Raw genomic sequence first — 22,270 nt, forward strand, 5'->3', positions numbered from 1 at the left:
ACAGTGGCACACAATTGTGGGAGAGCGGTAACATGACTGGCAGACAGACTCTGAGCGGGCTGCAGATCGATCCGATATTGGCAGAGTTTATAGAGACGCAGGCGCTTCCAGGTACGGATGTGTCTCCTCAGCAGTTCTGGGCAGGTCTGGCACGGATGGTGAATGAGCTTGGGCCGAAGAACCGCGACCTTCTGGCGAAACGGTCCGAGATTCAAAGCCGTGTCGATGGCTGGCATATGGCCCGCAGGGGGCAGGAAATCGACCCGGCCGAATATCAGGCTTTCCTGAAAGAGATCGGTTATCTGGTTCCAGAAAAGGATCGCTTCCAGATCGAAACGGAAAATGTCGACCCCGAGATCGCCCTGACCCCAGGACCGCAGCTTGTGGTGCCGATCACAAATGCCCGTTTTGCCTTGAATGCTGCCAATGCCCGTTGGGGCAGTCTGTACGACGCGCTTTATGGAACCGACGCTATGGGTGATTTGCCGACAGGAGGTAGCTATGACGCCGCGCGTGGCGCGCGTGTGATCGCGTGGGCCAAAGCCTTTCTGGACGATGTTGTGCCGTTGGCATCTGGGTCTTGGGCGGATGTGTCCAGCCTGACTGTAAAGGACAAAGGGATTGTGCCGGCCCTGGCCAACCCCACGCAATTTGCCGGATTCGGTGGTGCGGCGGACACGCCGGAATTCGTACTGCTGATAAACAATGGTCTGCACATTCAGATCATGGTTGACCCTTCAAGCACCATTGGTGCAACCGACCCCGCCGGAATCGCAGACGTCCGGCTTGAATCAGCGTTGTCGACGATCATGGATTGCGAGGACTCGGTCGCCTGTGTCGATGCCGCCGACAAGGTGGTGGCCTATGGCAATTGGCTGGGTCTGATGAAAGGCGACCTGACCGAAGAGGTGACAAAAGGCGGCACCACGTTCACCCGCAAGCTGGCTGACGACCTGAGCTTCACTACACCGTCAGGCGGTCAGGCTACGCTGAAAGGACGGTCGCTGATGCTGGTGCGCAATGTAGGCCACCTGATGACCAACCCGGCTGTGCTGGACGCAGAGGGGCGCGAGATCGGTGAAGGGCTGATGGATGCACTGTGCACCACTTTGATCGCCATGCACGATCTGAAGCGCGAAGGCGGTAACTCGGTCGAAGGTTCGGTCTACGTCGTAAAGCCCAAGATGCACGGGCCCAAGGAAGTTGCGTTCTCGGTCGAGATTTTCGACATGGTCGAAGACATTCTTGGCTTGCCCCGCAATACCGTAAAACTGGGTATTATGGATGAGGAACGGCGCACATCAGTCAACCTGATGGAGTGCATTCGGGCGGCTAAATCACGTGTGGCTTTTATCAACACCGGGTTTTTGGACCGGACCGGGGATGAGATTCATACCTCGATGGAAGCCGGTCCGATGCTGCCCAAAGGCGATATCAAGAACACGCCTTGGATTGCGTCTTACGAGGACCGCAATGTCGACATCGGTCTGGCCTGCGGCTTGAAAGGCAAGGCACAGATTGGCAAGGGCATGTGGGCAATGCCGGATCGCATGGGCGACATGCTGGACGCCAAGATCGGGCACCCGATGTCTGGCGCAACCTGCGCCTGGGTGCCGTCGCCAACCGCCGCGACGCTGCACGCGACGCATTATCACAAGGTTGATGTGCTTGCGCGCCAGGATGAACTGGCTGCCGGAGGTGCGCGCGGTACGCTGGATGACCTGCTGACCATTCCACTGCTGGATGGTCGGAATTTAGGCGACGATGAAATCACTCGTGAGGTCGAAAACAACGCTCAGGGCATTCTCGGCTATGTGGTGCGCTGGGTCGATCAGGGCGTGGGCTGCTCCAAGGTGCCGGACATCAACGACATCGGCCTCATGGAAGACCGCGCAACCTGCCGGATTTCGTCTCAGGCGCTGGCCAATTGGCTGCACCATGGCATCGTGGACGAAGCACAGGTAATGGCCGCGATGCAGAAAATGGCCGCTGTTGTGGATCGTCAGAACGACAGCGACCCCAGCTATACGCCTATGGCACCAAGCTTTGACGGCATCGCCTTTCAGGCAGCCTGCGATCTGGTGTTCAAGGGGCGGGTGCAGCCTTCGGGCTATACTGAGCCGGTTCTGCACGCCCGTCGTCTGGAGTTGAAGGCAAGCCAGGCGTAAACGGTTTGGGTCGGGGCAAGGGGTAGTATCTACGCCTTGTTTTCCAAAGAAGATTTTATCCAAATGAAAGGGATCAGAGATGGCTATTTCTTTGCGCAAAGCGCGCACCATCATTCGTAAGGCTCTTGAGAAGGGGCGCGAGATGGAGTTGAAACCTCTGTCTGCCGTGGTTCTCGATGCGGGTGGTCATGTCATCGCCTTCGAACGTGAAGACGGTGCCGCCCCGGGTCGTTTCGCGATTGCGCATGGCAAGGCCTATGGCTCGGTCATGTTGGGCATGGCCGGGACTGCGCAGATGCAGCGCGCCGAGGCGCAGGCCTATTTCATGGCCGCAGTGAATGGCGTCTATGGCGGGCAGGTCGTGCCGGTTCCAGGTGGTGTTCTGCTGCGCGACCGGAAAGGCGCTGTGATCGGCGCTGTCGGAGTAACAGGTGACACTTCGGACAATGATGCGATTGCCGCAATGGCCGGAATTGAGGCAGCCGGTTTGGTCGGTGAGATTTAAGTCTCCGCTTGGTTTGTCCTGCCAATGCCAAAACTTTTGAATAATTTCCCGATTGAGGGAAATTATTGGGAAATAATTCTGTCTAAAGTATCTTTTGAGGGATTGTATTGTGCACCCCTGAACACGTCCCTGCGCTGTCATGCAGGGCGTGTATTCTTGCACGTCTGAGAGGCTGCCGCTAGCTTCCCTGTTAAGCGCTGAAAAAACAAGGAAAGCGGAATGTCTCGTCCTGTCGTCGGTATCATCGGCAACTCGTACCTCATGAATGACCAATACCCGACCCATGCCGGCGGGACGATGAACTCGGACGCGGTTGCCAATGTGTCAGGATGTCTGCCGCTGCTGATCCCGGCGGATCCGCGCTATGTGACGGTCGATGAGTTGCTGGAGGTCTGCGACGGCTTTCTGCTGACCGGCGGTCGCCCTAATGTGCATCCGGAAGAATACGGCGAACCTGAAACCGAAGCGCATGGAGAGTTCGACCGGGCACGCGACGCCATCACTCTGCCGCTGGTTCGCGCCTGTGTGGAACGTGGACAACCGTTTCTGGGCATCTGCCGCGGGTTTCAAGAGGTCAATGTGGCGATGGGTGGAACGCTTTATCCCGAGATCCGGGATTTGCCGGGGCGCATGAACCATCGAATGCCGCCCGACGGTACGCTGGAAGAGAAATTTGCGCTGCGGCATGTTGTGACACTGGATGAGGGCGGCGTGTTCCATGACCTGTTTGGTGCGGTCGAGGTCATGACCAACACGCTACACGGGCAGGGCATCAAGACCATTGGCGAACGCGTCGTCATTGACGGTCACGCGCCCGACGGCACGCCCGAGGCGATCTATATCCAGGACGCGCCTGGCTTTACGCTGTCCGTTCAGTGGCACCCCGAATGGGATGCCATAAACGACCCGGTGTCGCGCCCTCTGTTCGAGGCTTTTGGTGCAGCAGTGCAAGCCTGGTCCAAGGGTGCGCAGGTGTTCCAGAAAACCGCGTAGTTTTACGCCGGCGCGCCGAGGGGGCGGCGAGCCGACGTTTTCTGATCAAACCAGCAGGTTGAACTGATTGATCAGCGGCAGGCTGCGGGCGCGTTCTCCGGTCAGATCAAACAGGGCATTTCCGAGCGCGGGCATCGAGGGGGGCGTGCCGGGCTCTCCTGCGCCACCCATGTGGCGGTTGGTTTCGAGAACGCGCACCTCGACCTGCGGGGCCGTGTGCATGCGAATGGCGTCATAGTCAGGGAAATTGAACTGTTCCGCTTCGCCATCTGCAAAGGTGATTTCGCCATAGCACGCGGCGGACAGGCCATAGATCATGCCGCCGAACATCTGCGCCTTGACGTTGTCAGGATCCAGCGCAAGCCCCATGTCGCAGGCGATCCAAGCCTTGTTGATGCGGATGGTGCCGTCCTCGTCGACGACCTCGATCACTTGTGCTACGGGTGTGCCAAAGCTGTAGGTAAAGGCGACGCCGCGGCCTACGCCATCAGGCGTTTTGCCGGTCCAGCCCGACATCTCTTTCACCGCTTCAAGACACCCGGCAGAGGGGGCGTGTTCGGACTTCATCAACTCAAGTCGAAACTCCAGCGGGTCGCGCCCTGCGGCATGGGCCATTTCATCCATGAATGTCTCATGGAAAAAGCCATTGTGGCTGTTACCGACCGAGCGCCAAAAACCCACCGGGACGGCCAGATCCGCGATATGACCACTCATGCGATAGTTTGGCACTGCATAGGGCTGGTTGAAGAATCCTTCGACCAGCACCTTGTCGGGGCCGCCACCGGGGAAGCCGGTGTAGCGCTCGACTGCCTGCTGGGTCGGGGATTGCGAAGAAGCCTTGCCGTCGATCATAACGGCTTTGCCGTCGTGCACTGCACCACGCATCCGAGCGATTGCGCCGGGGCGGTAATAATCATGGCGCATGTCTTCTTCGCGGCTCCAGGTCGTCTGAACCGGCGTGCCGGGCATGGCCATGGCAACCTTGGTGGCGATCTCGCCAAAATCCAACTCGCCCCGGCGGCCAAATCCGCCCCCCAGATAGGTGGTGTGAATCTGCACCGCGTCCGTGTCCAGATTGGCGGTGTTCGCGACACGGAACTGAATCAGGGTCGGGGCCTGATTGCCACACCACAGCTCCAAAGCGTTTCCGGTATACAGTGCGGTGGCATTCATCGGCTCCATCGTGGCGTGGGCCAGATAGGGCACTTGGTATTCAGCGGTGATTTCCGTCGCGCCCTCGGGCGTCACGCTGACATCGCCGTCGTCGCGCATGGTCGAATTCGGCGCGTCGTCAAACGCCTCGGCTATCTTGGCAAAGATACCGTCGGTTTCCGGTGGATAGGGCGCGTCGCCCCAGTCAACGTCGATGGCCTCAACCGCTTGGTTTGCCAACCAGGTGTTGTTGGCGATCACGGCCACACCTGTACCCAGATCGACAATCTTCTCGACCCCTGGCATGGATTGGGCGGCACCGTCATCAAAGCCATTCATCGCGCCGCCCAATTTGGGGTTCATGCGTACGGCCGCGAATTTCATGCCCGGCAGGCGGACATCAACGCCGAACTCGGCCGTGCCGGTCACCTTGCCAACCATGTCCAGACGCGGTTGGGTCCGGCCCAGATAGCGCCACTCGGACGGATCGCGCAAAGGCACTTCGACCGGTTCCAATCCAGCTGCATCCTCGGCAAGCTCGGAATAGGCAATCTTGTCGCCGTTGGGCGCAATAACGTGGCCCGAGGCTGTTTGCAGCTCTAAAGGATCAACGCCTAACCGATCTGCGGCTGCGCGTTTCAGCGTTTCGCGCGCCGAAGCACCAGCTTGCCGCATCCGCTCGAACCCGTCTTTCATCGAGGTCGAACCACCAGTGACCTGCAGGCTCAGCGTCTTGCCCAAAACGCCCAGTGCTTCACCCAAATTGTGCTGGAAATTCGAGATGTCATAACCCTTGTTGGGCAGTCCTTCGCCCACCAGGGCCGAGTTGTAATAGGCCGCTGCCGCCGGGCCATGCAGAACGGTGATCTGATCCAGGTCGACGTCCAGTTCCTCGGCAATCAGCGCGGTCCAAGTGGTTTTCACGCCCTGACCCATTTCCGCGCGGGGGGCGAACAGGGTGACGCCATTTTGATCGATCAATACGAACGGGTTCAGCGCGGCCTGACCTTCACCGGGTTTTAGCGGGTTGGCGGCTGGGCGGGTGACGTAATATGCGCCAAAGGCCACACCGCCAACAATTGCAGCCGAACCGATCAGGAACGTGCGACGGAGGATTTTGACAACTTTACCCATAGCTTATGCCTCCTTCAGCTTGGACGCTGCGTCGTGGATTGCGGCCCGGATGCGGGGGTAGGTGCCACAGCGGCAAAGGTTGCCCTGCATTGCTTCATCGATGTCTGCATCGGTAGGTGCCGGGTTTTCTGCCAGCAAGGCAGTGGCCTGCATGATCTGTCCAGACTGGCAATATCCGCATTGCGCAACCTGATGATCGACCCAAGCTTGCTGGATGGCGGCTAGGGTGTCTGGTGCTCCGATGCCTTCAATTGTGGTCACGTCACCCCAAACATCCGACAACGCGACCTGACAGGACCGCACGGCCTCGCCGTCGATATGAACGGTGCATGCTCCGCAGGCGGCAACGCCGCAGCCGAATTTAGTGCCGGTCAATCCGACCTCATCCCGCAGAACCCAGAGCAGGGGGACGTCATCAGGCAGGTCTACCTGATGTTGCTTTCCATTGATCTTAAGGGCCGTCGCCATGGCGCACCTCTTCTTGCTGTGGCTGGTTTCTGACATATTTAGCGAAAAGTGTCATGCTGTCAATTGACAATTTAAACAAAAAATGTCAGTGCTTCGGTTATGAAAGACACGAATGACGATTCACGGCAAAAGGCGATCCTGAACTCGGCGTTTCAAGCCTTTTCCACCTACGGGTATCGAAAGACTTCGATGGACGATATTGCGCGTGGGGCGGGGATGTCGCGGCCAGCGGTCTATCTGCACTACAAGAACAAAGAGGCGATCGTCAGCAAGCTGACCGAATTGTACTACGCCGAAAAAAGCGTTGCGGTCGCCGAAGCACTGGCGACGCAAGGGTCGGTGCCCGAGGTTTTGACGCGTGCGGTGCAGGCGCAGACGGACGGGATGGCTAAAATCCTGGCCTCTCCACACGGGCTCGAGATGCTGGACAACACCAAATCCCTGTCTTCTGAAATCATCGCTGCGGGTGAGGCTAAACTGGCAGGGCTTTATGCGGTTTGGCTGACGCAACAGGAGCAGGAGGGACGGGTTCGCCTTCAGACGGACGCGGCAGAGACCGGTCGGACGATCACCACCACGCTCAAGGGGCTAAAGCTGATCGGCGCCGGGGCCGAAGTCTATGAACAGCAGGTGGCGCAGGTTGCCGCCCTTTTCGGTGCTGGGCTTGAGGTCAGGTAACGCGCTGGCGGATCTTGTATTCCGGCGCGTCCCACAACTTGTTCTGCATCACATCGGCCATAATCTCGGTTGCTCGGATTACGTCGGCCTCGTCGATGTAAAGCGGCGTAAAACCAAAGCGCATGATATCTGGCGCACGGAAATCGCCAATTACACCCCGTGCGATCAGGGCCTGCATCGCAGCGTAGCCTTCTGTGAAGCGGAATGAGACCTGGCTGCCACGCACCTCTGGCGTTCTTGGGCTGGCCAGTTGCAGTTCGGGGCAGGCGGCTTCGACGCGGGTTATGAAGAGCTCAGTCAATTCAATGGACTTTGCTCGGACATCTGCCATTTCGGCCATGTCCCAGATGTCCATGGCCGCGGCTAAAGCCGTCATTTGGATCACGGGTGGCGTGCCCACGCGCATCCGTTCGATCCCGCTGCCGGGGCGATAATCCAGATCAAACGCAAAGGGGGCTTCGTGCCCCAGCCAACCAGACAGGGCCGGACGCACCGTTTCAGCCAGTCGAGGTGCGACATAGATAAAGGCCGGTGCGCCAGGGCCGCCGTTGAGGTATTTATATGTGCAGCCTACAGCAAAGTCGGCATTGCAACCTTCCAGATCAACGGGAATTGCACCGGCGGAATGCGCAAGATCCCAGACCGTTATCACGCCGTTTGCATGTGCAAGTTCGGTCAGCGCTTTCATGTCATGCATCCGGCCCGAGCGGTAATCGACTTCGGTCAGCATCAAAACCGCGACCTCTTCTGTGATTGCTTCTGCCACATCCTCTGGGTCTACAATGCGCAGCTCATAGTCTTCGCCCAGCGAGCGTAGCAGGCCATCCGCCATGTACAGGTCTGACGGGAAGTTGCCGTTATCTGACAGCACAACCTTTCGGGACGGATTGAGTTCAAGCGCGGCAGCCACAGCCTGATACACCTTGATCGACAGGGTGTCGCCTGTGACGACGCTGCCTTGTTCGGCACCGATCAAGCGGCCGATGCGATCGCCCAGCCCAGTGGGCAGCCCCATCCAGCCCGCCTTGTTCCACCCGGTGATCAACATCTGACCCCATTCATCTGTCAGCATATCCTGCACACGCGAGGTCGCTGATTTAGGCAGGGGGCCCAGAGAGTTGCCATCCAGATAGATCACACCCTCGGGCAGGTCGAACATGGCTTTGGTTGCTGCGAAATCGGTCATGAAAGCTCGTTTTTTGTGTTTATCTGTCGCTGTTTACCCACCGGCGTATCTGATCCGCAGCAGCCTGTCCACTGATGCGACATCGTGGGTTTTGCTATTCTGACCTGAAAACGGTAGGACAGCGCCCAGAAACGACACGTATCCTTACGTGGCGTCACCCACGAAGGACAGACTATGCGCTGGATCGATGTTCCCCCTGTGTGGCTTGCGGGCTTTGTCCTGCTGGCTTGGCTACAGGGCCGATACATGGGGCTTGGCCTGTCGTTGGACGGTGGGCTGACCGACCTAATCAGCGGTGTCTTGATCGGCGGCGGCGTTCTTCTTGCGGTTCTTGCGGTTTTTGAGTTTCGCCGGCATCAGACCACTGTGATTCCACATGAAACGCCCAGTGCCATGGTACAGTCGGGCATTTACAGGCGCAGCCGCAATCCGATCTATCTGGGTGACGTTCTGATCCTAACCGGTCTGATCCTTCGGTTTGATGCAATCTTCTCGCTGGTGCTGGTGCCCATCTTTGTCTGGGTACTGGAGCGTCGGTTCATTGTGCCAGAAGAGGACCGGTTGCGCCGCACCTTCCGCGCGGATTTCGCCCGATATGAACGCAAAACGCGTCGCTGGGTTTAGGAGTGGGCACCTCCATGACACTACGTAACGGATGCTGCGCTTGCGAAATAAAGTTGCGCAAGATACATCTTTTCTTAACGAATCATACCCGAGGACCTGCTCGGCCTTAGAAATAGGGGGATTGCCAGTGAAAATAGGCACACCGAAGGAAATATTGGATGGCGAGAACCGGGTCGCGATGACGCCGGACTCCGCTGTGCAGTTGCAGAAACTGGGCTATGACTGCGCCATCGAGAAAGGCGCGGGTGCCGCTGCCGGGTTCTCGGATGCGGCTTATGAGGCGGTCGGTGTCGAGGTCGTCAAAACCGCCGCGTCTTTGTGGAAGAACTCGGACATCGTCGCAAAGGTTCGCATCCCAACCGAGACCGAGATGAAGCGTCTGACCAAAGGCAAGACGCTGATTTCATTCTTCAACCCAGCCGGGAACGAAGAGGGGATGGAGCTGGCCAAATCCAAAGGTGCCAACGTCATCGCGATGGAGATGGTTCCGCGTATCTCGCGCGCGCAGAAGATGGATGCGCTGTCTTCGATGGCCAATATCGCGGGCTACCGCGCGGTGATCGAGGCAGGCAACAACTTTGGACGTTTCTTCACCGGTCAGGTAACGGCTGCCGGTAAAGTGCCGCCTGCCAAGGTTTTGATCGTGGGCGCGGGCGTGGCGGGTCTGGCGGCCATCGGGACCTCGACCTCACTTGGCGCGATCACCTATGCGTTCGACGTGCGCCCGGAAGTGGCCGAACAGGTCGAATCCATGGGGGCTGAATTCGTCTATCTGGACTTCGAGGAAGAACAGCAGGACGGTGCGGCGACCGGTGGTTATGCCTCAGTTCAATCAGAGGAATTCCGCAACGCGCAGCTTGCCAAGTTCCGTGAGCTTGCGCCGGAAATGGACATCGTCATCACCACCGCCTTGATCCCGAACCGCCCGGCGCCGAAGCTGTGGCTGGAGGATATGGTCAAAGCGATGAAGCCGGGTTCGGTCATCGTTGACCTAGCAGCCGAGCGTGGCGGCAACGTCGAAGGCACCGTGCCGGACGAGAAGGTCGTGACCGACAATGGCGTGACCATCATCGGCTATACCGACTTCCCCAGCCGGATGGCGGCGCAGTCTTCGTCTCTGTACGCCACCAACATCCGCCACATGATGACCGACCTGACGCCTGAGAAGGACGGTCAGATCAATCACGACATGGAAGATGACGTGATCCGCGGCGCGACCGTGACCCATGAGGGTGAGATCACGTTCCCGCCGCCGCCGCCCAAGGTGCAGGCGATTGCGGCGCAGAAGAAGCCGGAAGTCAAAGAACTGACCCCGGAAGAGAAAAAAGCGCAAGAGATCGCGGCCTTCAAGGCACAGACCAAACAGCAGTTCACCCTGCTGGGTGTTGGCGGCGCACTGATGCTGCTGGTGGGGCTGGTGGCCCCGGCCAGCTTCATGCAGCACTTTATCGTGTTCGTGTTGGCCGTATTTGTAGGTTTCCAGGTAATCTGGGGCGTAGCACACAGCTTGCACACTCCGCTGATGGCGATCACAAACGCAATCTCGTCGATTATCATCGTCGGAGCCTTGATGCAGATCGGGTCGGGGTCGTTCCTGGTCATCCTGCTGGCGGCGCTGTCTGTCTTCATGGCCGGGATCAACATCTTCGGCGGCTTCCTCGTAACCCGGCGCATGCTCGCCATGTTCCAGAAATCTTAAGGAGGCCGGGTAGATGATTGGCTTCACTACTGCCGCTTACGTTGTTGCGGCTGTTCTGTTCATCCTGTCGCTGGGTGGTCTGTCGAACCAAGAAAGCGCTAAGCGCGCGGTCTGGTACGGCATCGTCGGTATGGCGCTGGCGGTCTTTGCCACTCTGGTTGGCCCTGGTTCCGGCCTGTGGCTGCTGTCGATCCTTCTGATCATTGGCGGCGGTCTGATCGGTCAATACGTGGCGCAACGCGTCCAGATGACCGAAATGCCCCAACTGGTGGCAGCAATGCACTCGCTGGTTGGTCTGGCAGCGGTCTTTGTGGGCTTCAATGCGCATTTTGAAATCGGCAACGTGGCGCAGGTCATGGCCATCGTTGACAGCGCCAAAGATGCGGACCTGTCCGATCTGGGGGCATTCGCCAAGCTGATTGCCAAGAAAACCCCGGCGGAACTTGCAATCCTGCACGTGGAACTGTTCCTGGGTATCTTCATCGGTGCGATCACCTTTACCGGCTCGGTTGTGGCCTATGGCAAACTGGCAGGTAAGGTAACGTCGGCGGCGACCAAACTGCCCGGCGGTCATGCATTGAACGCAGCGGCTGCGGGTCTCTCGCTGATCTGCCTGTTCTGGTATACCAGCACCGGTGGCTTCCTCCCGCTGTTTTTGATGACCCTGGCGGCGCTGTTCATCGGCTATCACCTGATCATGGGCATCGGCGGGGCCGACATGCCGGTGGTTGTGTCAATGCTGAACAGCTATTCGGGCTGGGCGGCTGCCGCGATCGGCTTCAGCCTGGGCAACGACCTTCTGATCGTCGTCGGTGCGCTGGTGGGCTCGTCCGGTGCGATCCTGTCTTACATCATGTGTAAGGCGATGAACCGGCATTTCGTCAGCGTGATCTTGGGCGGCTTTGGCGGCAGCTCGGGCCCGCAGATGGAGGTCGAAGGCGAGCAGGTGGCTATCGAGGCTGATGGTGTGGCTGCGGCTTTGAACGATGCGGACAGCGTTATCATCATCCCGGGTTACGGTATGGCCGTGGCGCAGGCGCAGCAGTCAGTCAGCGAGCTTGTTCGCAAGCTGCGTGCCAAGGGCAAGAATGTGCGCTTTGCGATCCACCCTGTTGCGGGTCGTCTGCCGGGTCACATGAACGTTCTACTGGCCGAGGCTAAGGTGCCATATGACATCGTGCTTGAGATGGACGAGATCAACGACGATTTCCCTGAAACGGATGTGGCCATCGTCATCGGTTCGAACGACATCGTGAACCCGGCCGCACAAGAAGATCCAAACAGCCCCATTGCTGGCATGCCGGTTCTGGAATGCTGGAAGGCCAAGCAGGTGTTTGTGTCGAAACGTGGTCAGGGCACCGGGTATTCGGGCATCGAAAACCCGCTGTTCTTCAAAGAAAACACCCGCATGTTCTACGGTGACGCAAAACAGTCGCTCGACAAGCTGCTGCCCATGATCGACTGATCAAAAGGCTTAATCCAATTGCAAAGGGCGCCTTTGGGCGCCCTTTTCTTTTTTGTATTGCAGGAGGCTTTGCCTCCTGACCTCCAAGGTATTTTTAGCCAGATGAAGCAGCGGATTGTGATAAAATGGCTTGGTCAGGAGGTTTGTGATGCAGAAGGTGAATGGCATAGGGGGCGTGTTCTTTCGGGCACGCGATCCAGAAGCTTTGAGTGCGTGGTACGCGGAACACCTGGGCGTCGATCATTACAATCCCGTGCCTTGGAAACAACGCGAAGGCTATACTGTCTTTGCTCCGTTTGCGCAGGACACCGAGTATTTCGGGCGGGAAGATCAGCAATGGATGATCAACTTCCGTGTCGATGATCTGGCGGCCATGACTCGGCAACTGGAGGCGGCTGGAATCGCCGTTGAAACGCATCCGGATTGGGACAGCGAGGTTGGGAAATTCGCACGCATCCACGATCCCGAGGGCAACTCGATCGAGCTGTGGCAACCAAATCAATGAGATAGCCGGCTTGTATACCTTTGTATCCCTGTAAGTATATGAAACAAAAAGAGAATTGAAGAAAGTCATATGTATCGTATAGTGCGCGTGACGAGGCGGAGCCCTGAATGACACCGATAGACGACCATCCCCTTCGATATGCGTTGGCGAATGAATTGCATGCGCGACCGTTTCCTGTCGCTTCGATGCCGTGTACGGTGGCCTTTCTGGCGATCAAAAAACCGGAGGCTGCCGTCGCCCGTGATCGGCGCGAGGATTTGGCCCATTTGATCAATCTTCTGGATCGCCATGGCGCGCAGCACCCTCAGCCTGATGCCACGCATTACGCCGGACAGATCGGTCGACATTGGCTGAAATGGGAGCAACACACAGAGTTTGTCACCTACACGGCAATCGCTCAGAACGTGAGCGACCGTGCGTTCAATCCGGCCGATTTCGAAGTCTTTCCACCCGATTGGCTGATGGCCAGTCCGGGCCAAAGGGTCACATCTGCGATGGTTCGTGTCGTAGAGCGCGAAAGTGACGATGTGATTAAGTCCAAATTGCTGGATTGGTTCGAGCCTGAAAGCCTGGCCGTGGCCAGGGTGTTGGACGATGCCGCTGTTTGCGCCAGCGATTTTCGCATCGATCCGGCAGGTCACATGCGTTTTGCTTTGTTTGTGGCTGAAGGTACCGGTCGGCGCCGTACGGGACGAATTGTCCAACGCCTCTGCGAAATTGAGACCTACAAGGCGATGTCCATGTTGGGCTTCGCGCGTGTCAAGCAGTTGATGCCGCGTATCGGAGAGTTGGATGGACAGTTGACACAATTGCTGGGACAGATGACCGATAACTCGGCTCAGCCTGACGCGCTGCTGCAGGATCTTTTGTCGACGTCGATTGAACTCGAAACACTGTCCGCCCGGTGTTCGTTCAGGTTCGGAGCCACGGGTGCTTACGAAGCTATTGTCAATCAGCGGATCGAAGTGTTGCGAGAAGAGCGGTTCCAGGGCGGTCAGAACTTTGCCGATTTTATGATGCGGCGCTATGATCCTGCGATCCGGACAGTTAAGTCCACCGAACGCCGCCTTCAGGCATTGTCCGACAGGGCCATCCGAGCTGGCGAGTTGTTGCGGACCAGGGTGGATGTGGAACGCAGTGCGCAGAACCAAGCGTTGTTGGAAAGCATGGACCGTCGGGCGGATCTGGCGTTACGGCTGCAACACACTGTCGAAGGCCTGTCCGTTGTTGCAATCAGCTACTACGCGGTTTCTTTGGTAAGCTATCTTTTGTATCCGCTAACGGCGTCGGGGATCAGCAAGGGTATGCTGACGGCGGCGGTAACGGTCCCGGTGGTGGCCGGAGTCTGGTTCGCAATTCGACGGATCCGCAAGCGGCTTGGTTGAGCGTCAATTGCCAAATTCGGCCGGACCTGTAGAACAGGGGACGTTTGGCGAGCGACGCGAGGGTTTTCGGTGATTACCATAATTGCAGCATGGCGAGCGGTTGCCGCCATGTTTATCCTGAATGGGGCACTGTTCGGAATATGGGCCTCGCGCATCCCTGCTGTGCGCGACAGGTTGGGTCTGTCGCATGAGGAACTGGGTTATGGGCTGCTGTTCATGGCGGCTGGTGCTGTTTGTTCTTTCCCCATCACCGGGCGGCTCACGGATCGGTTCGGGGCTGTTGCCATTACCCGTGTCATTGCGGTGCTTTATACTCTGTCGCTAATCCTGCTAGCCATGGCCGGTGGATTTTGGGGGTTGGCGGTCTTCCTGTTCATCTTTGGTGCCTTCCACGGCTCTATGGACGTGGCAATGAACGCTTGGGCGGCTGAGGTTGAACAGACCTTTGACAAACCTGTAATGTCCTCTTTCCATGCGATGTGGAGTCTGGGCGCGGGCCTTGGCGCGCTGAGCGGATATGTTGCTGTTCAGATGGGGCTGAGTGTTCTTGCGCACTTCCTGCTGGCGGGAGGACTCGTCGTGGCCTTTGCGCTCGCCTCTTCCTGGGTGCATTGGACTTCAAAACGTTCAGAGCGCGGCCAGGGATCCGTGTTTGCTCTGCCGTCCGGTATATTGGTTTTGGTTGGGTTTACCGCATTGTGCGGGGCCCTGGGGGAAGGCGCTGTCGCGGATTGGAGCGCGATCTATTTGCGCGACATCACAGATGCGACCGAAAGCGTTGCGGCCTTGGGTTACGCCGTTTTCTCAGTGACAATGGTGGCCTTTCGCCTAGCGGGCGCAGTTGTCATTACTCGCTTCGGCCCGGTTGCCACGGCGCGATTTGGCGGGTTGTGCGCTGCAGTTGGCGTGTTTGCCGTGGTATCAGCAGTGACACCTCTGCCCGTATTGGCCGGTTTTGCACTGATGGGTGTAGGCTATGCCGTGATTATGCCGCTGGCGTTCAGCCGGGCTGCAAGTGACCCGGAAGTGCCGCCGGGGCAGGCCATCGCCAGTGTTGCCACTTTGGGATATGGGGGGCTGTTGATCGGACCGCCATTGATCGGGTTTTTGGCCGAACTGTTTGGCTTGCGTTTGGCGTTTTCAGTGTTGCTGCCGCTGGCGGCCCTGATCATAGTTTTGGCCGGCGCGCTCAGGCGCGCCGACTGAGTTTGCTTAACGTCCGCGAATTCGCGGATCCAGCGCGTCGCGTAGGCCATCGCCCAGGTAATTCACGCTGAGCACGGTCAACGAGATTGCCAGTCCGGGCCAGAACACACGCTCAGGGTATTGCTGCAGATAGTCTACCCCGTCGAACAGTAGGCGGCCCCAGGTTGGAAAGTCGGGCGGGAAGCCCAATCCAAGGAAGGACAGCGCGCTTTCGGTAATGATCGCCGTGGCAATCCCAAGCGTCGCAGACACCATGATCGGTGACAGCACGTTCGGCAGGATATGCCGCGTGATGATTTGGCTGTTGCTGGTGCCGATAGAGCGCGCCGCCAGAACGAATTCTCGTTCCTTGATGGCCAGTACATCCCCCCGCACGATCCTCGCCGTGGGCATCCACGAGGTGATGCCGATGGCGCAGACGATCAGGATGAAGATGCCGCGCTCCAGTCCGAAGGCAGCCGATAAAGGCTCTCGGAACAGCAGCATCATGACCAGCAGCAAGGGCAGCAGGGGCAGGGCCAGGAAGAGATCGGTCAGGCGCATCAGCGGGCCGTCGAGCCGCCTGAAGAACCCGGCGAGAACACCAATGAAGGAGCCCAGGAAAAGGGCCAGCAACATCGCGGTGATGCCCACCGAGACCGAGGTCTGCCCGCCTGACATCATCCGCGCCAGAATATCCCGGCCCAACTGGTCGGTTCCAAACGGATGTGCCCAGCTTGGTCCCTGATTGCGCGAACGGATGTCTATCTGCGTTGGATCAATGCTCCACAGGTACGGTCCCAGATAGACGCCTGCAACGATGAAGAGGAACAGGATCGCACCAACCATCGCGCCCTTGTGGGTCTTGAACTGATCCCACACATCGCGCCATTGGCTGCGCGGAGGGGTTGCCAGTTCCTCCATAGCGCCTGCGCCCGGCACGGCGGTCGATGCGGCTGCCAGTCCTTCATCCGGGATCAGCGTGTCTGATTTGTCGGTATCAGTCATAGCGAATCCTCGGATCCAGAATGCCGTAAAGAACATCGGCGATCAGGTTGAACAGCACGATCAGCACGGCGAAGATGAAGGTCAGGGTTTGCACCATCGGCAGGTCGTTGGCCTGAATGGCACCGATCAGCAATTGGCCGATGCCGTTCACTTTGAACACCTGCTCGGTGATGATGGCGCCGCCGAATATGGCCGGAATACCCAGCGCAATCACGGTAACCACGGGGATCATCGAGTTGCGCAGGACGTGGACCATAACCACGGTGTATTCGCTAAGCCCCTTGGCGCGGGCGGTGCGGACGTAATCCTGATTGAGGTTGTCCAGCATCGAGGCGCGCATGAACCGGCTGAGCTGTGCGGTAATCTGCAAGGCCAGAACCATGACCGGCATGATCATCTGCTTCAGCTGTACGACAAAGCTGTCCCAGCTGTTGACCACATGAGTTGTGTCATAGATCGACGGGAACCAACCCAGCTGGACCGAGAAGATCACGATCACCAGAACGCCCGAGAAGAAGGGCGGGACCGAGAAACCAACCATCGACACGAATGTGCCCATCTGATCGAACCACGAATACTGGCGGTAGGCCGAATAGATGCCGATGGGCAGAGCGATCAGGATGGCGACCACATAGGCGGTGCCGACAACCCACAGGGTCTGGGGGATACGCTGAACGACGATGTCCATGACCGGCGAGCGGGTCTGCCACGAAATCACACGCAGGTCACCTTCGGAAAAGGTGGTGCCAAACATGTGGTCGATCAGAACCTGTGGTTCGATCCAGAAGAATTGCACGATCCATTTCCAGAACCGGATATGCATCGGCTGGCCTAGGCCAAGCGCTTCGCGCATTTTTTCTTTGACTTCAGGCGGAACGGTGAGCGGAACCTGCGCCATCGGATCGCCGGGGGCAAGCTCGAGCAGCAGGAAAATGACGAGGCTGATGAACAGCAGCGTGGGTACGGCCAGCACCAGTCGTCTGATTGTGAAATTGAGCATTAAGAGGCGCCTTTATATGCGTCTTCTTGTTGGGGTGGTGTGCAAATGACCGCGCCCCGATAACGATCGGGGCGCGGCTTTGCAAGATCAGTGCTTAGGAGCCGGTTTTGCGGTACCAGTCCGCAATGTTCCACAGCTCGCTGTCCCAAACGTTCAGGACAACGCCACCCAAGGTGTTCGCGTGCGCCGACAGACGACCACGGTGGACCAGCGGGATCATACCACCATTCTGAACCATGATGTCGTTCAGCTGCTTCGCGATCTCGGCGCGAGCTTCCAGACCAGCGGTCTCGGCCAGTTTGGCGTGCAGCGCGTCAAACTCTTCGTTGCAGAAGCGGGAGATGTTTTCACCCTGCCACTGGCTTTCCGGCTTCGGTGCTTTGTCGCACAGGCCGTTGCCCAGGTAAGACTGAGGGTCAGTGCCGTTGAAGGTGTTGGCGTACATCTCAACGTCAGCATAGAATTTCTGGAAGGTGTCAGGCGAACCCGGGTCACCACCAAAGAAGACCGACGCGTTGATGTTGCGCAGCTCGGTTTCGATGCCGATTTGGCTCCACCATTCTTTAATCAGCGCCTGGAAGTCCTGACGGACAGCGTTGGTCGAGGTTTGGTAAACCACTTTCAGCGCAACGCCGTCTTTCTCGCGAATGCCGTCGCCGTTGGTGTCAACGATTCCGGCCTCGTCCAGCAGCGCATTTGCACCTGCGATATCCTGCGTGTCACAGGTCATCGAAGTCGAGTTGAAGGCCGCAGGGGCGGGAACCCAGTTACATGTCACCTTACCGGCCTGACCATATCCGATCTCAACCAGAAGCGGACGGTCGATGGCCATGGACATGGCTTTGTAGACCGCCGGATCTTGCAGGAACGGGTGCGGATGAGCAGCCGTTGAACGCTCGCCTTCTGGCAGGTCGGGCGATGGGTTGGTCTGGTTCAGCATGATACGCTCGACCAGCGGGCCAAAGCCTGCAACCGGGGTACCTTTGCCGCCTTCCTGCATCTGCGCGATCACTTCGGGCGCCAGCTGAAGGTTCCAAGCGTAGTCGAATTCACCCGTTTCCATGACAGCACGACCCGCGGCCGTTGCATCGCCACCGCCCTTGAAGGTCACGCTCGCAAAGGCAGGTTTTGCCGGGTCACGATAATTGTCGTTGGCTGCGAAAGTGATGACGTCGTTCGGTTTGAACTCGGTTACAACAAACGGGCCGGTTCCGATCGGGTTAAAGTTCTGGTCGGTGCATTCGGGGGCTTTCGCGCCAAGGCAGTCCGCGAACTGAGCCGCCTGAATGATCGGGCTTTCACCACCCACGAACGGGCCATAGGGGAAGGGGGTCGGCTTGTCGAATGTGACTTTGACGGTCAGGTCATCCACCGCCTCGACCGAGGTGACGCCCTCGAACTTGGTGACCTGCGCGCAGCCGCCTTCGGGATGCATGCAGTAGTCAGCAGTGAATTTCACGTCAGCCGAGGTGAATGGAGAACCGTCCGACCAAGTGATTCCGGGCGCGATCTTCCATGTGATCGATGTCAGGTCTTCGCTGACGCCACCATTTTCCACGGTCGGGATTTCCGATGCCAGATAAGGCACCATGTTGCCGTCTTGGTCGTAACGCGCGAGCGGCTCAATCACCAATGAGGCTGATTCCACATCTTTCGTACCACCGGATAGAAACGGGTTCAGGATCGACGGCGCTTGCCAATAAATGATGCTGACATTGCCGTCCGATCCGCGCTCGGCAAAGGCCATCGGAGCCATTGCCGTGCTCGCAATCGCACCAAGCAAAAGGGTTTTGATTTTCATAATTTACTCCCGAATTGGACACGTTTGTGTCTCGATTTTTTCCGCAATGCCTGCGGACTTGGCGTTGCTGCCTTGGGACAAGGTTTTGATCGGTAACGATAATAGCGCTAACGTTTTGCAGCGCGCGCTCTCCCCAAAGCAGTTACGTGGGGTATCGAAACAGAACTTAAGAAAAATGCAAGTGGTGCCGTCGCGAAAATGTGTATTGCGTTTGACTTTTCCCGGTAGCCCGCCGTAGCGTTCGGCACTCAGAACAAAAATGACAACGTCAGGGGAGCGTGCGCGTGCTGGATCAGCCTATTGCACAGATCAAAAAACTGCGGGTGGAATTTCAGACCAAGGATGGCCCTGTCGTCGGCGTCGAGGACGTCTCGTTCGAGGTCAATCCGGGCGAAACCGTTTGTATCGTTGGCGAATCGGGCTCTGGAAAGTCGGTATCATCGCTGTCTCTGATGCGGTTGGTTGAATTCGGCGGGGGCGAGATTGCAGGCGGCCAGCTGCTGTTTGATCGGCGTGATGGCGAAGAGATGGACCTGTCCAAAGCCGACCAGGATCTGATGAAACAGATTCGCGGAAACGAGATCGGGATGATCTTTCAGGAGCCGATGACCGCCCTGAACCCCGTTTTCACTGTCGGTCGCCAGTTGACTGAAGGGTTGCGAATCCACAAGGACATGTCGAAATCCCAGGCCGAAGAACGGGCCTTGGAACTGTTGCGCCAGGTACGGATCCCTGAACCCGAGCGCCGTTTGCAGCAGTATCCGCACGAGCTGTCGGGAGGTATGCGTCAGCGTGTTGTCATTGCGATGGCCATGGCGTGCGAACCGCGTCTGTTGATCGCGGATGAACCAACGACGGCCTTGGACGTGACCATTCAGGCCGAGATTTTGGCTTTGATGGACCGTCTCAAGCGGGAAACCGGCACAGCAGTGATGTTCATCACCCATGACATGGCAGTCGTTGCCCAGATGGCCGACCGAGTGGTGGTCATGTTCCGCGGCAACAAGGTCGAAGAGGGCACTGTTAAAGAGATTTTCGAAAACCCGCAGCATGACTATACCAAGGCCCTTCTGGCCGCGGTCCCAAAGCTGGGTGAGATGCGCGGGAAATCCGCGCCTGAACCTATGAAACTGTTGGGTGTGGAAGGACAAAACATTGCCCCCATCCCCGGCACGGAAGATGTACTGCTGACCGTCAAGAATCTGACGACGCGTTTTCCGGTCAAGGGTGGGTTGTTGCGGCGCACGATTTCGAACGTCCACGCAGTTGAAGACGTCTCATTCACGCTGAACAAAGGTCAAACACTCAGCCTTGTGGGCGAATCCGGTTGTGGCAAGTCCTCGGCTGGGCGCTCGATCCTGCGACTGGTTGAGCCGATGGCGGGTGAGGTCAATCTGGATGGCGTGGACATCATGAAACTGGATCAGTCCGGGCTGCGCAAGGCGCGGTTGGACATGCAGATGATCTTTCAGGATCCCTTCGCGTCGCTGAACCCGCAAATGCAGTTGCTGGATCAGGTGGCTGAACCAATGCGCAACTATGGGGTTGCATCTGGATCAGAACTGCAAGACCGCGTCGCACAGCTGTTCGATAAGGTTCAACTGCCTCGCAGTTTCATGCGTCGTTTCCCGCATGAAATGTCAGGCGGTCAGCGTCAGCGGATCGCCATTGCACGGGCTCTTGCCCTCAACCCAAAGCTGATTATTGCGGATGAAGCCGTTTCGGCCCTCGACGTGTCGGTGCAGGCACAGGTACTGAACCTAATGATGGAACTGCAATCCGAGCTGGGCCTGTCCTATTTGTTCATCAGTCACGATATGGCTGTGGTTGAACGGGTCAGCCACTATGTTGGGGTCATGTATCTGGGCCGCATTGTCGAGCTTGGCCCGCGCGCTCGGGTCTTCGAGAACCCGCAACACGCCTATACGCAGGCGCTGATGAAGGCGGTTCCAATTGCGGATCCGAACAAGCGGAAGTCCGAAAAAGATCTGAACTTCAAACCGATTCCGTCTCCTATTCATCCGGTTGGCCACAAGCCTGAACCTTCGCATTATCAAGAGGTTGAGCCGGGTCACTTCATCCTAACGACGGATAGCGGATATTAATACCAATGGCAAAACGCCTGACGCCGCTTGAGATCATGACCAAGCTGATCTCTTTCCCGACCGTAAGCCGTGAAACCAATCTGCCGCTGGTGGATTGGGTTGAGGAATATCTTCAAAGCCACGGAATCGAACCGCATTGTTGGCCCGACCCGGATCAACCGCACAAGGCCGCGATCTTCGCGCATGTTGGTCCGAACGAAGAAGGCGCGGTGGTTTTATCCGGTCACACCGATGTTGTGCCAGTGGATGGGCAACCGTGGGATACGGACCCTTTCACCGTGATCGAGAAAGACGGTAAGTATTTCGGCCGGGGCACCTGCGACATGAAGGGCTTCGATGCGCTGGCCATTTGGGCCCTTGTCGAGGCACATCACGCTGGGGTCAAGAGGCCATTGCAGCTTGCCCTCAGCTTTGATGAAGAGGTCGGCTGCACTGGTGCGCCGCCCATGATCGAAGCGATGCAGGAAGTTCTGCCCAAAGGATCCGCCGTGATCGTGGGTGAACCATCCATGATGCAGGCCGTGACGGGGCACAAAGGTGGTTTCGGCTTTGACACCCACATCACGGGATTCGAAGTTCATAGCTCGATCATGCACACAGGCGTCAACGCGATCATGGAGGCCGCGCCTCTGATCGATTGGGCGAACCAACAGAATGCTAAGAACACGGCTGCAGAACCCACCCCGGTTGCCGCGGTGTTTGATCCGCCGTGGACAACATGTCATGTCGGGATGATCGAAGGTGGCACAGCCCACAACATTACGGCCAAGGATTGCCGGTTTATGATGGATTTCCGAACCGTGCCGGATGAATCCAAGGCGCAATGGCAGGATGCGTATTTTCAACAGGTCCGCGCGATTGAGGCCAGGATGCAAGCAGTGCACCCGGACGCCCGTATTGAGCTGTCTGAAAACTTCTCGATTCCAGGGCTTGTGCCTGAACAGGACGGTGAGGCAGAAACTCTGGTGCGTGCCTTGACCGGCGACAATGCCAGCCATGTTGTCAGCTACGGAACCGAGGCGGGCCAGTTTCAGGAAGCTGGTTATTCGGCAGTTATTTGTGGCCCCGGCGATATTGCGCAGGCGCATCAGCCGAACGAGTTCATCTCGGTTGCGCAGTTCGAAGCCGGTCACAAATTCATGCAGCGCTTGGTTGAAAAGCTGAGCACTTGATCAGACGTAAAGCGGCGACGGCAGCCGAGAGGGAGAT

Annotated in this window: 18 protein-coding genes; 12 read left to right on the forward strand and 6 right to left on the reverse strand. The window is 57.9% G+C overall.

Annotation, left to right across the window (positions count from 1 at the left end; translation table 11 throughout):
• Positions 1 to 32 precede the first annotated feature (32 nt).
• The 3 genes from I9187_RS14275 (at position 33) to I9187_RS14285 (ending at position 3,666) form a co-directional block, all read left to right on the forward strand.
• The gene (locus I9187_RS14275; protein WP_171175247.1) at positions 33 to 2,168 is read left to right on the forward strand and encodes a malate synthase G; all 2,136 of its coding nucleotides are present in this window, start codon (positions 33 to 35) and stop codon (positions 2,166 to 2,168) included.
• Between the two features lie 79 nt (positions 2,169 to 2,247).
• Positions 2,248 to 2,673, forward strand: coding sequence for a heme-binding protein (locus I9187_RS14280; protein WP_171175245.1), 426 nt, complete (start codon positions 2,248 to 2,250; stop codon positions 2,671 to 2,673).
• Between the two features lie 219 nt (positions 2,674 to 2,892).
• On the forward strand, positions 2,893 to 3,666 hold the full coding sequence (locus I9187_RS14285; protein WP_209940226.1) for a gamma-glutamyl-gamma-aminobutyrate hydrolase family protein: 774 nt from the start codon (positions 2,893 to 2,895) through the stop codon (positions 3,664 to 3,666).
• A 45-nt stretch (positions 3,667 to 3,711) separates the two neighbouring features.
• Here I9187_RS14285 and I9187_RS14290 read toward each other — a convergent pair whose 3' ends face one another.
• A complete protein-coding gene (locus I9187_RS14290; RefSeq protein ID WP_209509436.1) occupies positions 3,712 to 5,952 on the reverse strand; it encodes a molybdopterin cofactor-binding domain-containing protein in 2,241 nt (746 codons plus the stop codon).
• Between the two features lie 3 nt (positions 5,953 to 5,955).
• Complete coding sequence (locus tag I9187_RS14295; protein WP_171175239.1) at positions 5,956 to 6,420, reverse strand: (2Fe-2S)-binding protein; 465 nt, start codon at positions 6,418 to 6,420, stop codon at positions 5,956 to 5,958.
• Between the two features lie 99 nt (positions 6,421 to 6,519).
• On the opposite strand from I9187_RS14295, the gene I9187_RS14300 reads away from it, so the two are divergent.
• Positions 6,520 to 7,098, forward strand: a complete 579-nt coding sequence (locus I9187_RS14300) for a TetR/AcrR family transcriptional regulator (RefSeq protein WP_171620645.1) — start codon at positions 6,520 to 6,522, stop codon at positions 7,096 to 7,098.
• Here the strand turns inward: I9187_RS14300 and kynU are convergent.
• The gene (kynU, locus tag I9187_RS14305) at positions 7,091 to 8,284 is read right to left on the reverse strand and encodes a kynureninase (protein WP_171175235.1); all 1,194 of its coding nucleotides are present in this window, start codon (positions 8,282 to 8,284) and stop codon (positions 7,091 to 7,093) included. The two genes, I9187_RS14300 and kynU, sit on opposite strands and share 8 nt — an antisense overlap.
• A gap of 174 nt (positions 8,285 to 8,458) precedes the next feature.
• On the opposite strand from kynU, the gene I9187_RS14310 reads away from it, so the two are divergent.
• The 6 genes from I9187_RS14310 to I9187_RS14335 all read left to right on the forward strand — a co-directional run bounded on the left by I9187_RS14310 (position 8,459) and on the right by I9187_RS14335 (position 15,168).
• Positions 8,459 to 8,908, forward strand: coding sequence for an isoprenylcysteine carboxylmethyltransferase family protein (locus I9187_RS14310; protein ID WP_171175233.1), 450 nt, complete (start codon positions 8,459 to 8,461; stop codon positions 8,906 to 8,908).
• A gap of 127 nt (positions 8,909 to 9,035) precedes the next feature.
• On the forward strand, positions 9,036 to 10,607 hold the full coding sequence (locus I9187_RS14315) for a Re/Si-specific NAD(P)(+) transhydrogenase subunit alpha (protein ID WP_171175231.1): 1,572 nt from the start codon (positions 9,036 to 9,038) through the stop codon (positions 10,605 to 10,607).
• Between the two features lie 13 nt (positions 10,608 to 10,620).
• Positions 10,621 to 12,072 carry an NAD(P)(+) transhydrogenase (Re/Si-specific) subunit beta gene (locus I9187_RS14320; RefSeq protein ID WP_171175229.1) on the forward strand — a complete coding sequence of 484 codons (1,452 nt, stop codon included), beginning with the start codon at positions 10,621 to 10,623 and terminating at the stop codon, positions 12,070 to 12,072.
• Between the two features lie 148 nt (positions 12,073 to 12,220).
• Entirely contained in the window at positions 12,221 to 12,577 is a 357-nt protein-coding gene (locus I9187_RS14325) for a VOC family protein (RefSeq protein WP_171175227.1), read from the forward strand.
• Positions 12,578 to 12,684: 107 nt separating this feature from the next.
• The gene (locus I9187_RS14330; protein WP_171175225.1) at positions 12,685 to 13,962 is read left to right on the forward strand and encodes a DUF3422 domain-containing protein; all 1,278 of its coding nucleotides are present in this window, start codon (positions 12,685 to 12,687) and stop codon (positions 13,960 to 13,962) included.
• 108 nt (positions 13,963 to 14,070) lie between these two features.
• The gene (locus tag I9187_RS14335) at positions 14,071 to 15,168 is read left to right on the forward strand and encodes an MFS transporter (protein ID WP_209509435.1); all 1,098 of its coding nucleotides are present in this window, start codon (positions 14,071 to 14,073) and stop codon (positions 15,166 to 15,168) included.
• A 6-nt stretch (positions 15,169 to 15,174) separates the two neighbouring features.
• Here I9187_RS14335 and I9187_RS14340 read toward each other — a convergent pair whose 3' ends face one another.
• The 3 genes from I9187_RS14340 to I9187_RS14350 form a co-directional block, all read right to left on the reverse strand.
• On the reverse strand, positions 15,175 to 16,155 hold the full coding sequence (locus I9187_RS14340; RefSeq protein WP_171175221.1) for an ABC transporter permease: 981 nt from the start codon (positions 16,153 to 16,155) through the stop codon (positions 15,175 to 15,177).
• Positions 16,148 to 17,155 (reverse strand): ABC transporter permease, encoded by a 1,008-nt coding sequence (locus tag I9187_RS14345; protein ID WP_170375080.1) that lies wholly within the window; start codon positions 17,153 to 17,155, stop codon positions 16,148 to 16,150. Before I9187_RS14345 ends, I9187_RS14340 begins: the two co-directional genes overlap by 8 nt.
• 94 nt (positions 17,156 to 17,249) lie before the next feature.
• Complete coding sequence (locus I9187_RS14350; protein WP_171175219.1) at positions 17,250 to 18,956, reverse strand: peptide ABC transporter substrate-binding protein; 1,707 nt, start codon at positions 18,954 to 18,956, stop codon at positions 17,250 to 17,252.
• Between the two features lie 284 nt (positions 18,957 to 19,240).
• On the opposite strand from I9187_RS14350, the gene I9187_RS14355 reads away from it, so the two are divergent.
• Together I9187_RS14355 and argE are read left to right on the forward strand one after the other, a co-directional pair.
• Positions 19,241 to 21,061 carry an ABC transporter ATP-binding protein gene (locus tag I9187_RS14355; RefSeq protein ID WP_171175217.1) on the forward strand — a complete coding sequence of 607 codons (1,821 nt, stop codon included), beginning with the start codon at positions 19,241 to 19,243 and terminating at the stop codon, positions 21,059 to 21,061.
• A 5-nt stretch (positions 21,062 to 21,066) separates the two neighbouring features.
• Positions 21,067 to 22,233 carry an acetylornithine deacetylase gene (argE, locus tag I9187_RS14360; protein WP_209509434.1) on the forward strand — a complete coding sequence of 389 codons (1,167 nt, stop codon included), beginning with the start codon at positions 21,067 to 21,069 and terminating at the stop codon, positions 22,231 to 22,233.
• Positions 22,234 to 22,270 lie beyond the last annotated feature (37 nt).

Origin of the sequence: Ruegeria sp. HKCCE4148, assembly GCF_017872495.1 — a bacterium.
Lineage (GTDB): Bacteria > Pseudomonadota > Alphaproteobacteria > Rhodobacterales > Rhodobacteraceae > Ruegeria.

What these genes read in the sequence shown, in the direction of transcription:
- I9187_RS14330 (WP_171175225.1), top strand. Translation starts at nt 12,685, where the DNA reads ATGACACCGATAGACGACCATCCCCTTCGATATGCGTTGGCGAATGAA.
- I9187_RS14300 (WP_171620645.1), top strand. Translation starts at nt 6,520, where the DNA reads ATGAAAGACACGAATGACGATTCACGGCAAAAGGCGATCCTGAACTCG.
- I9187_RS14345 (WP_170375080.1), bottom strand. Translation starts at nt 17,155, where the DNA reads ATGCTCAATTTCACAATCAGACGACTGGTGCTGGCCGTACCCACGCTG.
- argE (WP_209509434.1), top strand. Translation starts at nt 21,067, where the DNA reads ATGGCAAAACGCCTGACGCCGCTTGAGATCATGACCAAGCTGATCTCT.
- I9187_RS14320 (WP_171175229.1), top strand. Translation starts at nt 10,621, where the DNA reads ATGATTGGCTTCACTACTGCCGCTTACGTTGTTGCGGCTGTTCTGTTC.
- I9187_RS14290 (WP_209509436.1), bottom strand. Translation starts at nt 5,952, where the DNA reads ATGGGTAAAGTTGTCAAAATCCTCCGTCGCACGTTCCTGATCGGTTCG.
- I9187_RS14295 (WP_171175239.1), bottom strand. Translation starts at nt 6,420, where the DNA reads ATGGCGACGGCCCTTAAGATCAATGGAAAGCAACATCAGGTAGACCTG.
- I9187_RS14275 (WP_171175247.1), top strand. Translation starts at nt 33, where the DNA reads ATGACTGGCAGACAGACTCTGAGCGGGCTGCAGATCGATCCGATATTG.
- kynU (WP_171175235.1), bottom strand. Translation starts at nt 8,284, where the DNA reads ATGACCGATTTCGCAGCAACCAAAGCCATGTTCGACCTGCCCGAGGGT.
- I9187_RS14280 (WP_171175245.1), top strand. Translation starts at nt 2,248, where the DNA reads ATGGCTATTTCTTTGCGCAAAGCGCGCACCATCATTCGTAAGGCTCTT.
- I9187_RS14285 (WP_209940226.1), top strand. Translation starts at nt 2,893, where the DNA reads ATGTCTCGTCCTGTCGTCGGTATCATCGGCAACTCGTACCTCATGAAT.
- I9187_RS14335 (WP_209509435.1), top strand. Translation starts at nt 14,071, where the DNA reads ATGTTTATCCTGAATGGGGCACTGTTCGGAATATGGGCCTCGCGCATC.
- I9187_RS14310 (WP_171175233.1), top strand. Translation starts at nt 8,459, where the DNA reads ATGCGCTGGATCGATGTTCCCCCTGTGTGGCTTGCGGGCTTTGTCCTG.
- I9187_RS14350 (WP_171175219.1), bottom strand. Translation starts at nt 18,956, where the DNA reads ATGAAAATCAAAACCCTTTTGCTTGGTGCGATTGCGAGCACGGCAATG.
- I9187_RS14325 (WP_171175227.1), top strand. Translation starts at nt 12,221, where the DNA reads ATGCAGAAGGTGAATGGCATAGGGGGCGTGTTCTTTCGGGCACGCGAT.
- I9187_RS14340 (WP_171175221.1), bottom strand. Translation starts at nt 16,155, where the DNA reads ATGACTGATACCGACAAATCAGACACGCTGATCCCGGATGAAGGACTG.